Genomic DNA, 18140 nt, shown 5'->3' with positions numbered 1-18140 from the left:
TTTATTTATGAATTGTTGTAATGAGATGTTCATATATCAAGAAATACAATCAACCGCAAATAAAATAGGTGCCGGAAATAATAAATTATTTTCAAATCCATTTTGTTGAGGACGGTTGTATTTAGCAGATAGTTGGGCATCGGAATAAATAATTTGTGAATAAAGCAGGTTTAGTGTATTCAACCAAATTAATTAACTTTGACCTCTTGTTATACTACTGATTACATAATTTTTTATATTCTCTTATGCGTATTGTTGAGGTAAATACGAGCAAGCAAAAGCGACAATTTTTGGATGTCGTGGATATGATATACAAAAACGACGATAATTATGTGCGCCCACTGGATGTGATGATAGAGGAGATCTTTGATCCTGCATCCAATGATTTTTTTGCACATGGTGACGCTGTTCGGTTTTTGCTCCTTTCGGATGACGATAAGGTTATTGGAAGAACCGGGGTATTTATTAATGAGAAAAAAGCCTATGGTTACAAGCAGCCAACAGGAGGGATGGGTTTTTTTGAATGTGTGAATGATAAAGCAGCTGCTTTTATGCTCTTTGATGCTGCTCGTGACTGGCTTTCAGAGAGAGGAATGGAAGCCATGGACGGACCCATTAATTTTGGGGAAAATGATACATTCTGGGGACTTTTGGTGGACGGATTTACTTCGCCTGCCTTTGGCGTCCAGTATAACCCCCCCTATTACAAAGATTTTTTCGAGGAGTACGGGTTTGCCAGTTATTTTGAACAGGTTACAAATCATCTTGATTTGCAAAAACCTTTTCCCGAAAGATTTTGGAAAATTGCGGGTTGGGTAGGACGAAAACCTGGTTATGAGTTTAAGCATTTTCAGTGGGACAAAAGTGAGGAGTTTATTAAAGATTTTATTGAAATCTATAACGATGCGTGGCAGTTTCATGAAAATTTCACTCCGATGAAGGCTGAAACACTCCGCAACTCCCTTAAGGAAGCCAAGGATTTTATGGACGAGGAGTTGATCTGGTTTGCTTATCATGAAGGGACACCCATTGGTTTTTTTGTGCAGTTCCCGGATGTAAATCAGATTATTAAGCATTTTCATGGGAAGATGAATGTTTGGAATAAACTGAAGTTTGTTTATCTGAAATGGCGAAAAGTAATGACTCGTACAAGAGTTGTGATTATGGGGATTCGTCCCCGTTGGCAGCGAAATGGTATTGAATCAGGAATTTTCTGGCATTTGAGAAATGCTGTTTCCAAAAAACCATGGCTGAGAGAGATGGAACTCTCCTGGGTTGGAGATTTTAACCCCAAGATGAGAGCTCTTCATGAATCGGTAGGGGCTGATTTCGGGAAGAAACATATTACTTATCGTTTTATCTTTGATGAAGAAAAACGAAAAGAGGGACAGCATGCTGCTTCAATTCCTAATGATACCAAGGGAAAAGTTAAATCCTGAAGCGCGCCTGTTTTTCGTTTTTTTATAGCTTTAGTAAGCCGCGGAAAGAGGAATGACAGATTGTTTGAATTTTTTTCTGAGAAAATTTTTGGTGTTTGTCAGCGGAATAATTAATTTTGCAGTCCGTTAGATGTGAGTGTTTTGTTTAATCGTCAGACACTCACCGGAAAGAGTTAAAAAAACAGAGGTTAGAAAATAAAATATTAGAGAAATGAAAAAGGGAATTCATCCGGACAATTATCGCATGGTTGCGTTTAAAGATATGTCCAACGGCGATACTTTTATCACCCGTTCTACTGTAAACACCCGCGAGACCATTGAGATCGACGGGACTGAATATCCATTGGTGAAACTTGAAATTTCAAGTTCTTCACATCCGTTTTACACTGGTAAAATGAAACTTGTGGATACCGCAGGTCGTGTGGATAAATTCCGTAATCGTTACAAGAAACATTACGAAGACAAGAAATAATCACTTGTCGGTTTTAGAATATTTAAGAAAGCTCCGGTTTTATTCCGGAGCTTTTTTGTTTTTACCCTGTTCATCTCCTTACTGGTTAAGTTAAATAGTGTTTGTCTATAAAGTTCAACTTCTGCGTTGTTGCTCAAAATCTAAATCCTCAAATACATTAGTATTCTGCGGTTTAGATTTTTTACACGCCTTGAATTTGAACTTTCTATTTCAAACACGTGAAAAACGCTTAGTTTATAGACAGGCACTAAATAGCCATCCCTGAAAGGCAGATTTGTTTGGAGGTAGTACTTCGTTATGTTCTGTTTGATGAATGAATGAATTTGGTTTATTGCTGACAACCTTTCTGAAAAGCATTATCTTTAGGGGCAAAAACGTTTTTGGTACAGGGATTGTTCCCTATTGTTGCATCGTTAATAAAAACGATTTTTTTGAAGGTTAAAGGTTCTTGTGCCAGGCATGCAGTGCCTAGAGGGTGTTTGCATTTTTTTCTTTGACGGTTCTTTTCTTTAACAATTCCGTCTGTCAAAGTGGCACGTTTGTGACTGAATAGTGATATCAGATATTATGGATAATGATTTTAAGATTTCGATAGACCCGTTTGGGTTAAGTGAGGCTTCCGACAACGACTCTGAGTTTATTCCCATCATTGGTGATGATATGGAGCAGGATAATGACGATCAGCCTATCCCGGAAGTGTTGCCCATACTTCCCTTGCGTAATACCATTCTTTTTCCGGGAGTGATTATTCCAATTGCAATCGGGAGGGAGAAATCCCATCAGCTTGTCAAGGATGTAGAAAAATCGAAAGGTTTTTTCGGCGCGCTTACTCAGATGGATTACAAGATTGATGATCCCGGAGTAAATGATCTTTATAAAACAGGTACCGTTGCACGTATTATTAAGATACTGCAAATGCCTGATAACTCTACTTCGGTAATCATTCAGGGTAAAAAGCGTTTTGGACTGGAGGAGATGACCGAGGAGGATCCTTATTTTAAGGGACGCGTAAGTGTTTTGGAGGATGTGGAGCCTGAGGGTGATAAAACACGTGAGTTTGAAGCGGTGGTTTCATCGCTTAAGGATTTGTCGTTGAGCCTTATAAAGCAGTCGCCTAATGTACCCCCCGAAGCTTCCTTTGCCATCCGGAATATTGAAAGTCCTGCGTTTCTTATAAATTATGTGTCCTCCAGTTCTGATATTCCTGTCAAAGAAAAGCAAAAACTGCTGGAAACAAATGATCTGAAAGAACGAGGAATGCGTTTGGTTGAGTATCTGGTTCGTGAGGTCCAGTTGATGGAAATCAAGAACGATATTCAATCGAAGGTGAAGCAGGACATGGATCAGCAACAGCGTGAATATTTGTTGCATCAGCAGATGAAAACCATTCAGGATGAGCTCGGCTCCAGCCCTGTTGAGCAGGAAATAAAAGAAATGGAGAAAAGCGCTGCTGGTAAAAAGTGGAATGAATCCGTCAAGGAGTTGTTTGGCAAAGAGTTGGAGAAATTGCGTCGTCTGAATCCTGCTTCCGGGGAGTATTCTATCCAGTACAATTATGTACAGACACTGCTCGATCTTCCCTGGAATGAATACACAAAGGATAATTTTGACCTGAAACGGGCCAGGAAAATTTTGAATCGTGATCACTTTGGGCTGGAGAATGTGAAAGAACGAATTTTGGAGCATTTGGCGGTGCTTAAGTTGAAAGGTGATTTGAAATCTCCTATTCTTTGCCTTTACGGCCCTCCCGGAGTGGGGAAAACCTCCCTTGGAAAATCAGTAGCCGAAGCCCTGGGGCGCCAATATGTCAGAATGTCGCTGGGAGGGGTTCATGATGAAGCAGAAATCAGAGGACATAGGAAAACCTACATCGGTGCGATGCCCGGGCGTATCATCCATAATATTAATAAGTCAGGATCTGCGAATCCGGTATTTATTTTGGATGAAATTGATAAAATAAGTAACAGTTTTCATGGGGACCCCGGTTCGGCACTTTTGGAAGTGTTGGATCCTGAGCAAAACAGCGCTTTCCATGATAATTTTCTGGAGGTTGACTTTGACCTCTCTAAAGTAATGTTTATTGCAACGGCCAATACGTTGAACTCCATTTCCCCTCCGTTGCTCGACAGAATGGAACTGATTAATGTAAGTGGTTATGTATTGGAGGAAAAGGTAGAGATTGCCCGCCGTCATCTTGTGCCGCAGCAATTGGAAAACCATGGTATTCCTAAAGGAACTGTTACGCTTCCAAAACGAACCATCGGATATATTATTGACCACTATACCCGCGAGTCAGGGGTTCGTGATTTGAATAAGACCATTGCCCGACTGCTTCGAAAAATTGCCCTTAAGTTGGCAACCGATGAGGATGTGAAAAAATCTGTGGGCGTTTCGGAAGTGAAGGAATACCTGGGTGTTGAAAAATTCTCGAAAGATACATGGCAGGATAACCGGTTTGCAGGAGTGGTTACAGGTTTGGCCTGGACTGCCGCCGGTGGTGAAATACTTTTTGTGGAAAGCAGTCTGAGTAAAGGGAAAGGACGACTGACGCTAACCGGAAACCTTGGAGAGGTCATGAAGGAGTCGGCTATGCTGGCCCTTGAGTATCTCAAATCGCACGCAGATGTTCTTGGCTTACAGGAGGAGATTTTCGATGAGCGAAATGTTCACGTCCATGTGCCGGAGGGGGCTATACCTAAGGACGGGCCATCAGCAGGAATTACAATGGTTACCTCCCTGGCATCCTCATTTACCGGGCGAAAAGTGAAATCACGACTGGCTATGACAGGCGAAATTACCTTGCGGGGGAAAGTACTTCCGGTTGGGGGAATTAAGGAGAAAATTCTTGCTGCTCGCCGTGCCGGTATCAATGAACTTATTCTTTGTAAGGAGAACCGAAAAGATGTGGAGGAAATAAAAGCTGAATATATAGCGGAACTTAGATTCCATTATGTTGATGATATCCAGGAGGTGCTCAGTATAGCACTTACAGATGAGAAAGCCGAAGCATAAGCAGATTATTGATTTACAGACAATAAAAAAGCCGGGTTCATATTTTAATGAGTCCGGCTTTTTCTAATATTTTTGGTGATATTAAGCTTCCTGTTCCGAGAATTTCAGGTATTTATCTTCAAATACCGAGAGTATTTCCTGCATTTCGGGGGTGATGCGTGAGAGCGCTCTTTTTATGATGGATTTGGGAATGTGCTTGAAATAAGCTTCTGCCAAAGCGCCGGCAATAGACGCAATGGTATTACTCGGACCTCCGATTAAAATAGCAAGCCTGATGGCTTCTTCATAATCTGAGGCTTCCATGAAAGCAGAAAAGGCCGGTTCTACGGGAGAAGTCTCACTGTCAGGAGTTATTTTTCTCTGTTTCCAGTCTTCCACCTTTAGGGAGAAGTCATAATCGAACGCCTGACCGATAAATGTTTTAATTTCTTTCTTGGTCCCGGCATGTTTGCACATATATATGGTTGCGGCAACTGCTTTGGCAGCTTTGATACGTTCAGGAATATTGTGCGTGATCCGGGTACTTTTCTCCGCTTCGGTAAGCGCTTCTTCCACACTCTGAGCAGCAAAGCCTATCGGGCTGATACGACGTGCTGCTCCTTCACCTTTACTGATATAAGGGGTTGATTGATCAGAGAGGGCCCATTCAAGAAATTTGGGTCGATAACCGGCCCGGGGAAATGCCCTGACCCAATCCTTCAGTGTTTGTTCATAATCTTTTTTATTCAGAACTGAATCTGCCGTTGCAATGGTAAGAATGGTGTCATCGGTGTATGCGGAGTTGGGCTTAAAAAGCTGAAAATCGGTATCTCCTAAATCAATATTTTTAAATGTTGAACCTATAATGTCGCCGATAATTGCACCTTTCATAGTAGTGGATTTGGAAAAAAACGTAAAAAAATGAGTCGGCTAATATGATAAGTTTTCATTAAATATCAAACTTTTCCGATTATAATAATGTCTCTTTATAGAGAAAATGACAATAAGATTTTCATTTTGTCGAAAGACCGTGTAATTTTTCTTAATTTTAAGTGTTTTAAGGCATATTCTGAATATGAAGCAGTTTTTTAAGTATTTATTTCTGACACTTGCCATCTTTGGAGGCTTCTTTCTCTTATGGTATTTCAGATCTATCGTGTTGTTTGTGAGCGTTGGTGCCATATTATCTCTGGTTACGCGTCCGATTTTTGATGCTTTTCACCGGGTTAAAGTATGGCGGTTTACCATCGGCAAAAGCGGAGCTGCCTTGTTCACCGTACTGTCATTATGGGTGCTGATTGTTCTGTTCTTTCGTTTTACGGTCCCTCTGCTTGCCTCAGAAATTCAGTTCTTTTCCAACGTAGATATTCCTTCTGCTCTTCAAAAGGCCGGAGGTTTACTCTCCAATACACTGGCGCCGCTCAGGGGGTCCGAAGTAGGACGTGCACTGATGCAGAGCTTTGAGGAGCAGTTTGAGGCTGCACTCCTGACTTTCCTGGATTTTGAGCAGGTGCGTCTGTTTTTCACCTCCATTGCCGGTTTTTTTGGTGGTGTTTTTATTGCTGCTTTTTCCATCTCCTTTATTACCTTCTTTTTTCTGAAAGAAGAGGGATTATTGATAGGGGGTATCTTATTGTTTGTGCCTCAAAAACATGAAGCCGGCATCAGGCATGCTTTAATTTCCATCAGGTATTTGTTGCGGCGCTATTTTCTGGGGATACTGATTCAGACTACCCTGATGGGGACAATTGTCACATTAGGTTTTTCGCTCCTGGGCGTTGGGTTTAGTCATGCCGTAATCATTGGCATCTTTAGTGGATTGATGAATATTATTCCCTATCTGGGACCTCTTATCGGCGCTATTTTTGGAATCAGTGTCGGAACTCTGGTGTTTTTGCAATTACCCATGGACATTACTTATCTCTCTTTCCTGGGAGGTATGCTGGTTATTTACATTACAGTTCAGCTTCTGGATAACATCGTTTTTCAGCCCCTTATTTTTTCGAATAGTGTGAAGGCTCATCCGTTGGAGATTTTTATTGTGATATTGGGAGCCGGATACCTTTCCGGAATATTAGGAATGTTTCTGGCAATACCTGTTTATACCATTGTGCGTGTGATCGCCAGAGAGTTTTTTGATAAATATGAACTGGTGCAGAAACTTACCGACAGGATGTGAGGTTTTATTGACCTGGTTGAAGTGATTCGCTATTCGCCAGAGCTTCCTGTATTTTAATTCTTTTCCCGTTTTTTATGGCTGAAATATAAGAGTCCTTGATGCCAATTTTTTTTATGGTTTCTCTGAATTCAATGGCTTTTTCATAACTTGTAAAGAGCCCTAGTGTAAACTGATTGATGGTTTCCGATTTGTATTGATGCAGGGAAATCATGTTGTCTTTGAATTCATCAAGGTTCTGCCCCGAATAAGCGCCAATCTGAACGCTGAAGAGCACTCCGTTGTCCTGAACCCAGAGCTTGATGGTATCTGATGCCGGAGAGATAATGTTTATTTCTTTGGAATCTGAAGGAGCTGGGCTTTTCGGGAGCGTTTCTTCTACTTTTTGGGCACTTACAGTTGTCTGATCGTTTTTTTCTGATAACCGGATGACAAAAAAACCAATGAATGAGGTGACCAGCAGAACAAGTGTCGCAATAAGCGCAATGGTGACTTTTTTGATTTTCCCCGTTTGATAGGTGTTAACGGACTTCAATCGCTCTACTTCAGTTTCAAGTGCCTCACGGCGTGTTTTTTCTTTCCATTTTTTTAATTCAATTTCATTTTGGGTGACTGAATCCATGGTTTTTCTTTTTTGGTCTTTTTAATTCTTTGTTTTTGTTGGAAGAATGGTGATAAATTCTATTGATTCAATCCGGTTTTAAGGTATCCTCCTTTTATCAGCATCTCTTTTATCGACGGATAGGTCTTTTCTGCAAATTCTCTGAGGTCTTCTTTGGCAGTCCAGTTGATTTCACTGATATTCTCTTCCTCTTGAGGAACCGGAGTTGCTGTTCCATGATAAACCATCTCAAACCATTTTGTTTCCTTCAGAATGGATTGTTGATTGATTTGATAAATGTGAAAGGAGGAACCAATTTTGGTGGTTATTTCCGGTCCCGTAATGCCACATTCCTCTTCTACTTCTCTCACCGCAGCCATCTCAAATGTTTCCTCTTTTTCTACTTTTCCCTTGGGCAAATCAGCACGTCCAAGCCTGTACATACTCAGGAAGTGCGTTCTCTCAGCATTCCAGATCACGCCTCCTGCTGCAAGCAGATTTTTATAACAGCTGCGAAATCGCTGAAAAAGCTCATGTTGATTGTGATGATAAATAATGGCTTCCTTTCTGTCAGGAGTGTTTTCAAAATCGGCCAGAAATTTTTTCAGCTCTCCGTCGCTTCCCAGTTTGTGGATGCCGAGAACCTCATCTGTAAGGGCCAAATCAATATTGTCGGTCAGTAATACAACTCTATCTTTGAAAAATATCTTGTACATTTGCAGTATGAAAAATTTACAGGAAAATATAGCCAGGCAGCTATTGCAAATAAAAGCAATAAAACTGCAACCTGCAAACCCCTTTTCATGGGCATCGGGGTGGACATCGCCCATCTATTGCGACAACCGTAAAACACTTTCTTATCCGGAGGTTCGTGATTTTATAAAAATTCAGTTTGCCCGCAGGGTATTGGAATTATGGCCCGAAGTGGATGTGATTGCCGGAGTGGCTACCGGGGCAATTGCTCAAGGGGCTTTGGTTGCTGATTTAATTGGTAAACCATTTGTATATGTGCGTTCAAGCCCGAAAGGTCATGGATTGGAAAATCTGATAGAGGGTGATTTGAAACCGGGGCAGAAAGTGGTGGTTATTGAAGATCTGATCTCTACCGGTGGCAGTAGTCTGAAAGCAGTGGAGGCTCTGAGAAATAACGGAGCTGAGGTGCTGGGAATGCTTGCCATTTTCTCATACGGTTTTAAAGTGGCAGAAGACAATTTTGACGAAGCTTCTGTGAAATATGAAACGCTGAGCGATTATCAGGCTTTGCTCAGAGTCGCTGTTGAAACCGGATATGTTTCTTCAGACGAATTGAGCACTCTGTCGCAATGGAGGGAAGACCCCGCTAATTGGAAGAAATAATTTATTTATGACAAGATTTGAAAGTCAGATAAAGACAATTACGCATCCCGCATCAAAGGTGTATGCGAAGTTGTCTGATTTTGACAATTTTTCTGAGGTGATTCCCCGTGATAAAATAAAGAACTGGGAGAGTTTTGGTGATTCTTGCCGCTTCGAGGTGGATGGCGTAGGACAGGTGGGACTTAAGATTGTGGATCGGGAAGAGAATAAAACCATTAAATATACGGCCGACGGGAAGGTGCCTTTTACTTTTTTTCTTTGGATTCAGCTTAAGGAGGTTATCGACGGGGAAAGCAAGTTGAAAATAACCCTGGATGCCGATATGAATCCAATGATAAAAATGGTGGCCAAAGGACCGATAGAGAAATTTATCGGAATGCTGGCAGAGGGTATTGCCGGATACGATTATTAAAGAATGTGTTCTACCTCTTTGAAAGCGTAGCCAGTTACAGAGCCATCCTCTCGTTTTAAAAACAGATGGCCGGCCGGACCGATGCTGTGGAACTCAGCTTTGAATAATCCGGTCTTATCTTTGTAAAGGTGACGCCCGCTTCTGCGATAAAGCTGGTTTAGGTATTCCTTCTCAATTTCCGGATGATCCTGCGCCAAAACCTGATCGTAAAGATCTGAGATGGATTCATGTAGTTCGCCAAAAATGGCCAGCAAGTCGGTTTCCCTGCCTGAAACGTTTTTTGCGGAGACAGGATTTGGCAAATGGTCGGGGAATGTTTCCTGATTTATGTTCAGGCCTATTCCGATAATGCATTGATCGATCGTCTGACCACTCAGTGTGTTTTCTATGAGTATCCCACCTAATTTCTTGTCGTTGATATAGATGTCGTTGGGCCATTTTATGGTGGCGCTGAGGTTGAACTTCTTTAAGGTTTTGACAATGGCTACACTGACTGCTTTAGAAATAATAAACTGTTCTGAAGCTTTTATGCCGTTGGGGTAAAATATCATTGAAAATGTAAGGTTTTTTCCGGGCTCTGTTTCCCATTTATTCCCGGGTTGTCCTTTTCCCTCTGTTTGGTTATTGGTTATTACTACCGAACATTCCGGTAATTTGCGTTGTTTCAGTAACTCTTTCAGGTAGGTACTGGTAGAGGCTGTTTGTGCTGGTTGTATTATTTCCGGTATGTGCTGCATAATTGTTTTTTGTGTTTATTTAAAGAACGTCATTTTGTCAGAATGCTCTCTCAGAAGCAACAAAAATAGGTATATATGTTCTTTTAAAATGTTATCTTTGAGCACAAATTTTATTGTGGCATTGTTTTTTCAATAGATATGTTGCAATGAGTATGTAAAAATTAGATAATGAAACATATCCGGAGTTGTAATTGCCGGAGATATGATAAAAAGGTATTTTTGAATGGTTGAAAGTAATTCTGAAGTTGTCTCAACTGAAAAATTAGTAGATGCAGTTATCGAAGGGATGCAAGAGAAGAAAGGGACGAAAATAACTGTGCTGGATTTGCGAAACATAGAAAATATGATTGCAGAGTTTTTTGTGATTTGTGAAGGGGAAAGCAATGTGCATGTGGATGCTGTTTCGGATTCCGTGGAAGAAATAGTCAGACGCGATGCCGGTGAGAAGCCATTTCATGTGGAAGGAAAACAAAACGCCGAATGGGTGTTGATTGATTATATGAATGTAGTGGTACATGTTTTTCAAAAGCAGGTACGGAACTACTACAGCCTTGAAGATTTATGGGCCGATGCCGGCCGTAAAGATATCGAAGACCTTTTTTAATCTGAATTATCAGGTTTATTGACGGGCATTTTCTATTCCCGGACAAAATGATTTTATTACCAACAGACAATAGCTAAACTATTATATGACAGAAAAGGAACAAAAAGACCCAAAATCAACCACCGATTTACCTAAAGAGCCGGTGACGAATTTATCAGGATCCCGCAAGGAGTCTAAAAATACTGGTAAAAAGAGTGACGGAGGAGATCCGAAAAATCAGGGGCCTAAAATGCCAAAGTTTAATGCATACTGGATTTACGGATTGATATTGATTGCCCTGATCGTGGTTAGTACTTTTAATCTTGGACAAGGACCGCAAAATCTTTCTTACAGTGTATTTGTGGGGGAGTTGTTGCCAGGTGGAGATATAAAACGTGTGGTGGTGATTAAAAATGAAGGGGCTGCCGAGGTTACCATTGCCCCTGATGCCATTGATAAATACCGTGAGCTGTTTAAGGGCGATTATGCACCTCCTGCTGCAGGTCCGCATTTTACCGTGAAAATTCCTACGCTTGATAGTTTTGAGGAGGCACGAAAGGCTGCTGAGGAGGCTAATAATATCAGTATCCCCGTTGAATATGAAGAGCGGGTGAACTTTTTTAAAGACTTCCTGTCAATGATGTGGCCCTTGTTGCTCATTATCATTATCTGGATATTTATCTTCAGAAGAATGAGTTCTCAGGGAGGCGGCAGTGGTGCCGGGAATATTTTCAGTGTTGGAAAATCCAAGGCGAAAATGTTTGATAAAGAGGACAACATCAATGTGAATTTTGGAGATGTTGCCGGTTTGTCTGAAGCCAAACAGGAGGTTGAGGAAATTGTCGAGTTTTTGAAGAAACCCGAGAAGTTTACCGAACTGGGTGGGAAAATTCCCAAGGGAGCTTTACTGATCGGCCCTCCGGGAACCGGTAAGACTTTGCTTGCCAAAGCCGTGGCCGGGGAAGCAAATGTGCCGTTTTTTAGTATGTCGGGTTCCGATTTTGTTGAGATGTTTGTGGGTGTGGGAGCTTCCCGTGTTCGTGATTTATTCCGGAAAGCCAAAGAAAAGGCTCCATGTATTGTATTTATTGATGAAATTGATGCGATCGGTCGGGCCAGAGGAAAAAATGCCGGATTTAGCAGTAATGATGAGCGTGAGAATACGCTCAATCAGTTACTTACCGAGATGGATGGTTTCGGATCCAACAGTGGTGTGATTATTCTGGCTGCCACCAACCGTGCCGATGTTCTGGATCGTGCGCTTATGCGGGCGGGCCGTTTTGACCGTCAGATAGCTGTTGAGTTGCCGGATATGAAAGAACGGGAACAGATATTCAAAGTTCACCTTCGGCCTCTTCGACTTAAAGATGATGTTGATCCAGATTTTCTGGCTAAGCAAACTCCCGGTTTCTCGGGTGCCGATATTGCAAATGTGTGCAATGAAGCGGCTCTTATTGCGGCCCGTGGAAATAAAAAACTTGTAGAGAAAGATGATTTTCTGAATGCTGTTGACAGGATAGTCGGAGGTCTGGAAAAGAAAAATAAAATCATCAGCAGGGATGAAAAACGTGCCATTGCTTACCATGAGGCCGGTCATGCTGTAATAAGCTGGTTGCTGGAATACGCTCATCCTCTGGTAAAAGTAACTATTGTTCCCCGGGGAAAAGCATTGGGTGCTGCCTGGTATCTCCCTGAAGAACGGCAGTTGACTACCTCTGCCCAGATTCTTGATGAGATGTGTTCCGCTCTTGGGGGGCGTGCTGCAGAGGAGCTGATTTTTAATCAAATTTCCACAGGGGCTCTCAACGATCTTGAGAAAGTGACTCGTCAGGCTTATGCAATGGTCTCCTATTTCGGGATGAGCAGTAAATTAGGAAATATCAGCTTCTTCGACTCTTCAGGACAAAGTGAGTATTCTTTTCACAAACCTTATAGTGAAAAAACCGCTGAGTTAATTGACCGGGAAGCTTCTCTTATTGTTGAAGAACAGTACAATCGTGCTAAAAAGATTCTTACCGAGAATAAGGAAAAACACTCCAGGTTGGCTGAACTTTTGCTCGAGAAGGAAGTCATTTTCAGCGAAGATCTTGAGAAAATTTTCGGTAAAAGAAAGGGTCCTCAGCATGTGATTCCATCAAACGGAGGTAACAATGGGGAAGAGCAGACTGAAAAGAATGAAAATTCAGCTCCCAAAGACAAAAAAGAGGATGAAATTAAACCTGAAGACACATCTGATTCTGGTAAGAAAGATGAATCAGATAACAAAGCATAAGTGTCCTGAGGCAGGAATTTCAAGAGATATGCTGTTCAGTGGCATTGTGGTAAGGATATGATGTGGTAAGGATATGATGGCACCTGGATTTAATGAATTGATGGTTCTGGTGGATTTGCAGAACTGATAACCGAAAATGCAGAGCATGAATAACTTTTTGCAAAGAACAATTACGGGTTTATTTTTTGTTATCGCCATTGTCGCAGGACTCTGGTGGCATCCATTGGCTTATATGACCATCTTTGCAATTGTTATCATGCTTGGTATGTACGAGTTCATCAGAATGATTGATGGACTTGATGCTAAAGTTAGGGTTATCTGGGCCCTTACCATTGGTTTGTTTTTGTATCTGAGTTCCTTTTTTATTTTTTACGCCGCATTGCAGCCAAGATGGTTGGTTGTTATGGTGCCACTGGTGGGCGGGGTATTTCTGACAGAGTTGTATCTGAAGAATAAGAACTCGCTCTTGAATATTGCCACAACCCTTATTGTACCGCTTTATGTGGCTTTGCCATTTGCATTCTTACATCATCTGGCTTTTTTTCAGGGAGAGTACGGATACGAATTATTGCTGGGTTTTTTCCTTCTTATCTGGGGCAATGATTCCGGAGCGTATCTGGTTGGAACTTTAATTGGTCGTCGCAAGCTTTTCCCGAGTGTTTCTCCGGCAAAATCATGGGAAGGAGCATTTGGAGGATTTTTCTTTGCAGCCGGTATTTCGGTATTCAATTTTTACCTGATGGGAACATTGGGCCTGGTGGATTGGTTGGTGATTGGTGCGTTGGTTTCAGTATTGGGGACTTATGGCGATTTAATAGAGTCGATGCTCAAACGTAGTGTAAATATTAAGGATTCCGGTCGTGTACTGCCGGGGCACGGAGGGGTGTTGGATCGTTTCGATGCCGTGTTTTTCTCTGCCCCAGCCGTTAGTTGCTATCTTTTGTTTTGTTAGAATTTCCAGTCTTTTTTCTTAATGCAACCCGGCTGTTTTTCCTGCTATTTCTCTGTATTGCCCCTTGTTAGCTATTTTTTGAGGTATAAATAGGCAAAATGTTATTGAACTATTGTACCTTTGTGGTCTGAAAAAATATCCAAACACCACATTAAGATTATGACAATTCATAAGGAAGGTTTTGCTACACTGGCTGTTGTTTTTTTGATCCTTGCCGTTATTAATACCGGGATCTATTTTTTGACAGAGTCTCCTGCTTCTGTTTTAGAATGGAGTGTGAGTCTATCTATTATTCTGTTTTTCTTTTTTCTTGCATTCTTTCGAAGCCCCAAAAGAGAGGGCTATCTTCAGGATGATGCTGTTATTTCACCAGCTGATGGCAAGGTTGTGGTAGTTGAAGAAACCGAAGAAAATGAGGTGTTGAAGGAGAAATGTATTCAGGTTTCTGTTTTTATGTCTGTATTCAATGTGCATATAAACTGGTTTCCCATTAATGGAGTGGTGAAATATTTTAAACACCATAATGGCCGGTTCCAGGCAGCTTACCTTCCCAAAGCCTCTTTCGAAAATGAAAGAACCACTGTGGTTCTTGAATCCCCCAAAGGTAAAGTCATTGTTGTACGTCAGATTGCCGGAGCGCTTGCCCGCAGGATTGTCTGTTACGCTGAGGTTGGGACGGAAAGCATACAGGGAAAGCAAATGGGATTTATTAAGTTTGGTTCCCGTGTTGATGTCTTTTTTCCATTAGGCAGCAGGATAGATGTAAAACCCGGACAGGCAGTAAAAGGAAAGCAGACTATTCTGGGCTGGCTTCAGTAACAAACAGGTGGACGCTATTGTGTGTGGGTATTCTCCTCAGGAAACCTTGAGATCTGATACTTTTATGACATAACAATATCAGATCCATGGAAGAGGTCAATTTGAATAAGTACCGTTGATACTTCAGGGTAACCGTTATAGCTTCAAGCCCATGAAAATTACGTCATCAACCTGTTCCAGCTTTCCTTTCCATTCATGAAAGCGTGTTTTTACGGATTTATATTGTTCATCCATTGGAAGTGTGTGGATTTCCTCGAGCATATTTTTCACACCGACCTTCATGAATTTCTTTTCTTTTGGACCTCCGAACTGATCCGTATATCCATCTGAAAACAGGTAAATTAAATCACCTTCTGCGGCGTTGTATTCTATGTTTACAAATGGCGTGTCATCATCCACCAGCGAATCTCCAATGCTTCTTCGGTTGCCTTTGTATATGGTAAGCTCATTGTTCAGATAAAGATATACCGGTCGTTTGGCAGATGCCACCCTGACACGTGTTCCTGTGTTTTCAATTTCCACCACAGATATATCCATCCCGTCTTTTGTGTTGTCTTTATTTTTACTGTTCTGGAGCAGTACTTTAATCTCGAAATCCAGCCTTTCCAGAAGATCCGCTGGTGAATTCACGTCCTTTCGTTTCACAATGTCATTGAGCAATGTGCTGCCAATCATTGACATAAATGCTCCCGGAACTCCGTGGCCTGTACAGTCCGCACAGGTAACAATAAAATGGGTTTTTGTTTTGTAAAACCAATAGAAATCACCGCTTACGATATCGCGCGGGGCAAAGAATACATACGATTCGGGGAATCTTGTTTTCAAAACATCCAGCGGAGGAAGAATTGATGACTGGATGGTTTTTGCATAATTAATACTGTCCGTGATATCTCGGTTTTTTCGCTCAATCTCGGCTTTTTGCTCTCTTAACTGTATGGTCTGAAGGTCCACTTCTTTTTGAAGTATCTCTTTTTGCCTCTTTAATTTTCGTTCACGGGCAACAATAATCAGATATACCGAATAAATCATTACAGCCGCCAGCAGTAGGAAAAACCATGGTTTTTTCCAGAATGGAGTGGCTATTGAGAAGGTTACAGAAATGGGGTCGGCGGCATATCCGTCAGCGTTAATGGCCCGAATCTTTAATTCATAACTACCGCTGGGAAGAAAGTCATATTCTCTGAAATTGGTATTTCCCAGATCGATCCATTCACTTTCAGACTTTTCTCCGTTTTTTATCAGACGGTATTGATAAGTAACTTCATTGGGCTTTTTGAAACTTATTCCCATGAAATTAAACCGAAACTTATAATTCTCTCTGTAAGGATAAGCTAGGTTTATCTCCTGACCGGAGGAATACTGTTCTCCGGAGATCAGTATTTTTGTAAAATGGAGTGCCGGAGCAATATCATTTTTACGGTGTTTCTCCGGAAAGTAATGAACTGTTCCATTGGCCGAAGAGAACCACAGAGTCTGATCGCTGTCCTTAAGAATCTGATAAAAATCTGAACCCATGTTTTCTTCATGTCCATAAGTTTCGATTTCTCCGGTTCTTGTGTTAAACATGCTTAGTCCCGGATGATGTGCAATCCAGAGTCTGTTATTAATATCTGCTTCAATGCTGTAGCAGAAGTTCTTAGCTAAGCCCTGAGCAATGGAGTAGTGTTCAATGGAATCTCTGCTGTATTTAATGATTCCCTGGCCTTGTGTTGCCAGCCAGAATGCTGAATCAGAGGTTTGAGTCATATCGTAAACATCGATGGGTGAATCTGAGATTTTATGCATCTCAATGTTGCCGTTGTTTACTTTGCATATACCACTGTTTCTCGGGCCTATCCATACCTGATTTTCTTTGTCCACTTCAACAAAATTGATGTTGTTGTGTGGTAATCCTTTTCCGGTTGTCAGATGCTCTGCCTTTCTGGTCTTCGTGTTGATGGAAAAGAAACCTCCGTAAGTGGCGAGGTAAACCATCTCCTCTTTGCCCGCAATATCACGAATCTTTTTGTCTGGTACCTGATGGCTGTAATGCCATGGGATAAACGAGGTACTGCCCGGAACTTTGTAATACATTCCGCTATTGGCTGTTCCCAGATAGAGCGTTCCGTCGTGCATCCTGTGCATTCCTGTGATGTCGTCATCCGGAAGTCCGAAGGCCGCATCGTAATATTCAAAATCGGTGAAGCAGTATGGGTCTGTCTTAATCAGACCGGTCTCCAAACCAAACCACAAAGTGCTGTCGTTTAAAAGTGTGGAGAGAACTTTTGACTTTTCAAAGCCAATGGTTTCCAGGTTGTAAAAAACAAATTCCTCACCCGTTAGCACAGATGTACCACCTCCATAAGTTGCGAACCAATAATTCGACTCCCGGTCGCATAATATATCACGTACATAGTTATTGCTGAGTCCGTTTTCGGTAGTAAAGTTGTAGGAATCAATAAAAGACTGGCTCTCCGGAGCATAAAATAGTTTTATAACTCCGTTCCCCCATGTGGCCAGCAACAGGTTGCCATTGGGCTCTTCTTCAATATCCCTGATGTTTTCCCATTGAATATCGAACTTCAGACAGAGGCTGTTGTCCACGATGTGTTTGCTCCGGTCTGAAGATTCTGAGTACAGAAAAAAACCATTGTCTTCTGTGCCAACCCAGAAATCTCCGTTGATTCCTTTACGGGGAACAATACAGTTGATATTGGTCATCGGAATCTTCGAAATTCTCGATACGTCAGAGATAGAATCTGTTCCTTGCGGAGTTATGCTGATCATGCCTTCTGAAGTGCCAGCGAGAAGACGATCTCCGTCTGAAGCAAGTGTGTAAAAAAGCTTTCTTTTGAGCTTTTTGTGACCAACAAGCCGGTAACTCTGTTCCTTTTGGTTTATGCTAATCAGGCCTTCATTTTGACTGACGGCCCATGCATGCCCGTTTCCATTAGAGATAATAGCTGTTACAGGGCTTTTGGTTTCGCTGATGCGTAGTGGAATGAACTCATCATCCTGGTAAAGAGTTATGTCCCCATTGTTGTGTCCGATCCAAAGCGTTCCGTCCTTGGAAACATGCATTACTGAGATGAAATCATCAGCTAGTGAATCAGAGTGGTTGTATCCGATGAATTCTAATCCGTTATATTTGACCAGCCCTTCTCCGGTTCCCATCCACAGGTATCCGTTTTGATCCTGGCTCAGCGAATAAACAAAGTTCTGGGGAAGACCTACATTGGAATCGTAGGTTTTAAAACGGAATGACTGGGCATGAACCGGGGCAGTACATGTAAAAATTGCATGGACAATTATCAGGATAACAGACAGCCAACGGGCACGAAGATGCATATT

General features: G+C 41.7%; 16 protein-coding genes. 10 read left to right on the top strand and 6 right to left on the bottom strand.

The features are described 5' to 3' along the window. The first annotated feature begins 305 nt into the window (after nucleotides 1-305). Nucleotides 306-1439 (top strand): GNAT family N-acetyltransferase, encoded by a 1134-nt coding sequence (locus tag W7W_RS0108500; protein WP_238532130.1) that lies wholly within the window; start codon nucleotides 306-308, stop codon nucleotides 1437-1439. 211 nt (nucleotides 1440-1650) lie between these two features. Beyond that, on the top strand, nucleotides 1651-1911 hold the full coding sequence (locus tag W7W_RS0108495) for a type B 50S ribosomal protein L31 (RefSeq protein WP_010663371.1): 261 nt from the start codon (nucleotides 1651-1653) through the stop codon (nucleotides 1909-1911). Nucleotides 1912-2239: 328 nt separating this feature from the next. Here the strand turns inward: W7W_RS0108495 and W7W_RS23650 are convergent, their stop codons facing one another. After that, nucleotides 2240-2440 carry a hypothetical protein gene (locus tag W7W_RS23650; protein ID WP_010663370.1) on the bottom strand — a complete coding sequence of 67 codons (201 nt, stop codon included), beginning with the start codon at nucleotides 2438-2440 and terminating at the stop codon, nucleotides 2240-2242. A 38-nt stretch (nucleotides 2441-2478) separates the two neighbouring features. Here W7W_RS23650 and lon point away from each other — a divergent pair, with 38 nt between their 5' ends. Next, nucleotides 2479-4923 carry an endopeptidase La gene (lon, locus tag W7W_RS0108485; RefSeq protein WP_010663369.1) on the top strand — a complete coding sequence of 815 codons (2445 nt, stop codon included), beginning with the start codon at nucleotides 2479-2481 and terminating at the stop codon, nucleotides 4921-4923. Between the two features lie 81 nt (nucleotides 4924-5004). Here the strand turns inward: lon and W7W_RS0108480 are convergent, their stop codons facing one another. Further along, nucleotides 5005-5793, bottom strand: a complete 789-nt coding sequence (locus W7W_RS0108480; protein ID WP_010663368.1) for an ADP-ribosylglycohydrolase family protein — start codon at nucleotides 5791-5793, stop codon at nucleotides 5005-5007. Between the two features lie 184 nt (nucleotides 5794-5977). On the opposite strand from W7W_RS0108480, the gene W7W_RS0108470 reads away from it, so the two are divergent. After that, a complete protein-coding gene (locus W7W_RS0108470; protein WP_010663367.1) occupies nucleotides 5978-7081 on the top strand; it encodes an AI-2E family transporter in 1104 nt (367 codons plus the stop codon). Nucleotides 7082-7085: 4 nt separating this feature from the next. Here W7W_RS0108470 and W7W_RS0108465 read toward each other — a convergent pair whose 3' ends face one another. Both W7W_RS0108465 and W7W_RS0108460 read right to left on the bottom strand, forming a co-directional pair. Continuing rightward, the gene (locus W7W_RS0108465) at nucleotides 7086-7700 is read right to left on the bottom strand and encodes a hypothetical protein (RefSeq protein ID WP_010663366.1); all 615 of its coding nucleotides are present in this window, start codon (nucleotides 7698-7700) and stop codon (nucleotides 7086-7088) included. Between the two features lie 59 nt (nucleotides 7701-7759). Further along, a complete protein-coding gene (locus W7W_RS0108460) occupies nucleotides 7760-8395 on the bottom strand; it encodes an NUDIX hydrolase (RefSeq protein WP_010663365.1) in 636 nt (211 codons plus the stop codon). Nucleotides 8396-8402: 7 nt separating this feature from the next. Between W7W_RS0108460 and pyrE the strand changes: the two genes are divergently transcribed. Then, nucleotides 8403-9035 (top strand): orotate phosphoribosyltransferase, encoded by a 633-nt coding sequence (gene pyrE, locus W7W_RS0108455; protein ID WP_010663364.1) that lies wholly within the window; start codon nucleotides 8403-8405, stop codon nucleotides 9033-9035. A gap of 7 nt (nucleotides 9036-9042) precedes the next feature. After that, the gene (locus W7W_RS0108450) at nucleotides 9043-9447 is read left to right on the top strand and encodes an SRPBCC family protein (RefSeq protein ID WP_010663363.1); all 405 of its coding nucleotides are present in this window, start codon (nucleotides 9043-9045) and stop codon (nucleotides 9445-9447) included. Here the strand turns inward: W7W_RS0108450 and W7W_RS0108445 are convergent. After that, a complete protein-coding gene (locus W7W_RS0108445) occupies nucleotides 9444-10184 on the bottom strand; it encodes a biotin--[acetyl-CoA-carboxylase] ligase (protein WP_010663362.1) in 741 nt (246 codons plus the stop codon). The genes W7W_RS0108450 and W7W_RS0108445 overlap by 4 nt on opposite strands. A 223-nt stretch (nucleotides 10185-10407) precedes the next feature. On the opposite strand from W7W_RS0108445, the gene rsfS reads away from it, so the two are divergent. The 4 genes from rsfS (at nucleotide 10408) to W7W_RS0108425 (ending at nucleotide 14810) form a co-directional block, all read left to right on the top strand. Further along, on the top strand, nucleotides 10408-10788 hold the full coding sequence (gene rsfS, locus W7W_RS0108440) for a ribosome silencing factor (RefSeq protein ID WP_010663361.1): 381 nt from the start codon (nucleotides 10408-10410) through the stop codon (nucleotides 10786-10788). 85 nt (nucleotides 10789-10873) lie between these two features. Further along, nucleotides 10874-13039 (top strand): ATP-dependent zinc metalloprotease FtsH, encoded by a 2166-nt coding sequence (gene ftsH, locus W7W_RS0108435; RefSeq protein ID WP_010663360.1) that lies wholly within the window; start codon nucleotides 10874-10876, stop codon nucleotides 13037-13039. Between the two features lie 145 nt (nucleotides 13040-13184). After that, entirely contained in the window at nucleotides 13185-13991 is an 807-nt protein-coding gene (locus W7W_RS0108430; RefSeq protein WP_025006750.1) for a phosphatidate cytidylyltransferase, read from the top strand. A gap of 159 nt (nucleotides 13992-14150) precedes the next feature. Next, the gene (locus W7W_RS0108425) at nucleotides 14151-14810 is read left to right on the top strand and encodes a phosphatidylserine decarboxylase family protein (RefSeq protein ID WP_010663358.1); all 660 of its coding nucleotides are present in this window, start codon (nucleotides 14151-14153) and stop codon (nucleotides 14808-14810) included. A gap of 135 nt (nucleotides 14811-14945) precedes the next feature. Here the strand turns inward: W7W_RS0108425 and W7W_RS0108420 are convergent, their stop codons facing one another. Next, nucleotides 14946-18137 (bottom strand): ligand-binding sensor domain-containing protein, encoded by a 3192-nt coding sequence (locus W7W_RS0108420; RefSeq protein ID WP_010663357.1) that lies wholly within the window; start codon nucleotides 18135-18137, stop codon nucleotides 14946-14948. Nucleotides 18138-18140: the final 3 nt, after the last annotated feature.

The sequence above is a fragment of the Marinilabilia salmonicolor JCM 21150 genome (assembly GCF_000259075.1).
Lineage (GTDB): Bacteria > Bacteroidota > Bacteroidia > Bacteroidales > Marinilabiliaceae > Marinilabilia > Marinilabilia salmonicolor.
The sequence above is the reverse complement of the archived record's forward strand: the minus strand, read 5'-3'. Positions and strand labels throughout refer to the sequence as shown.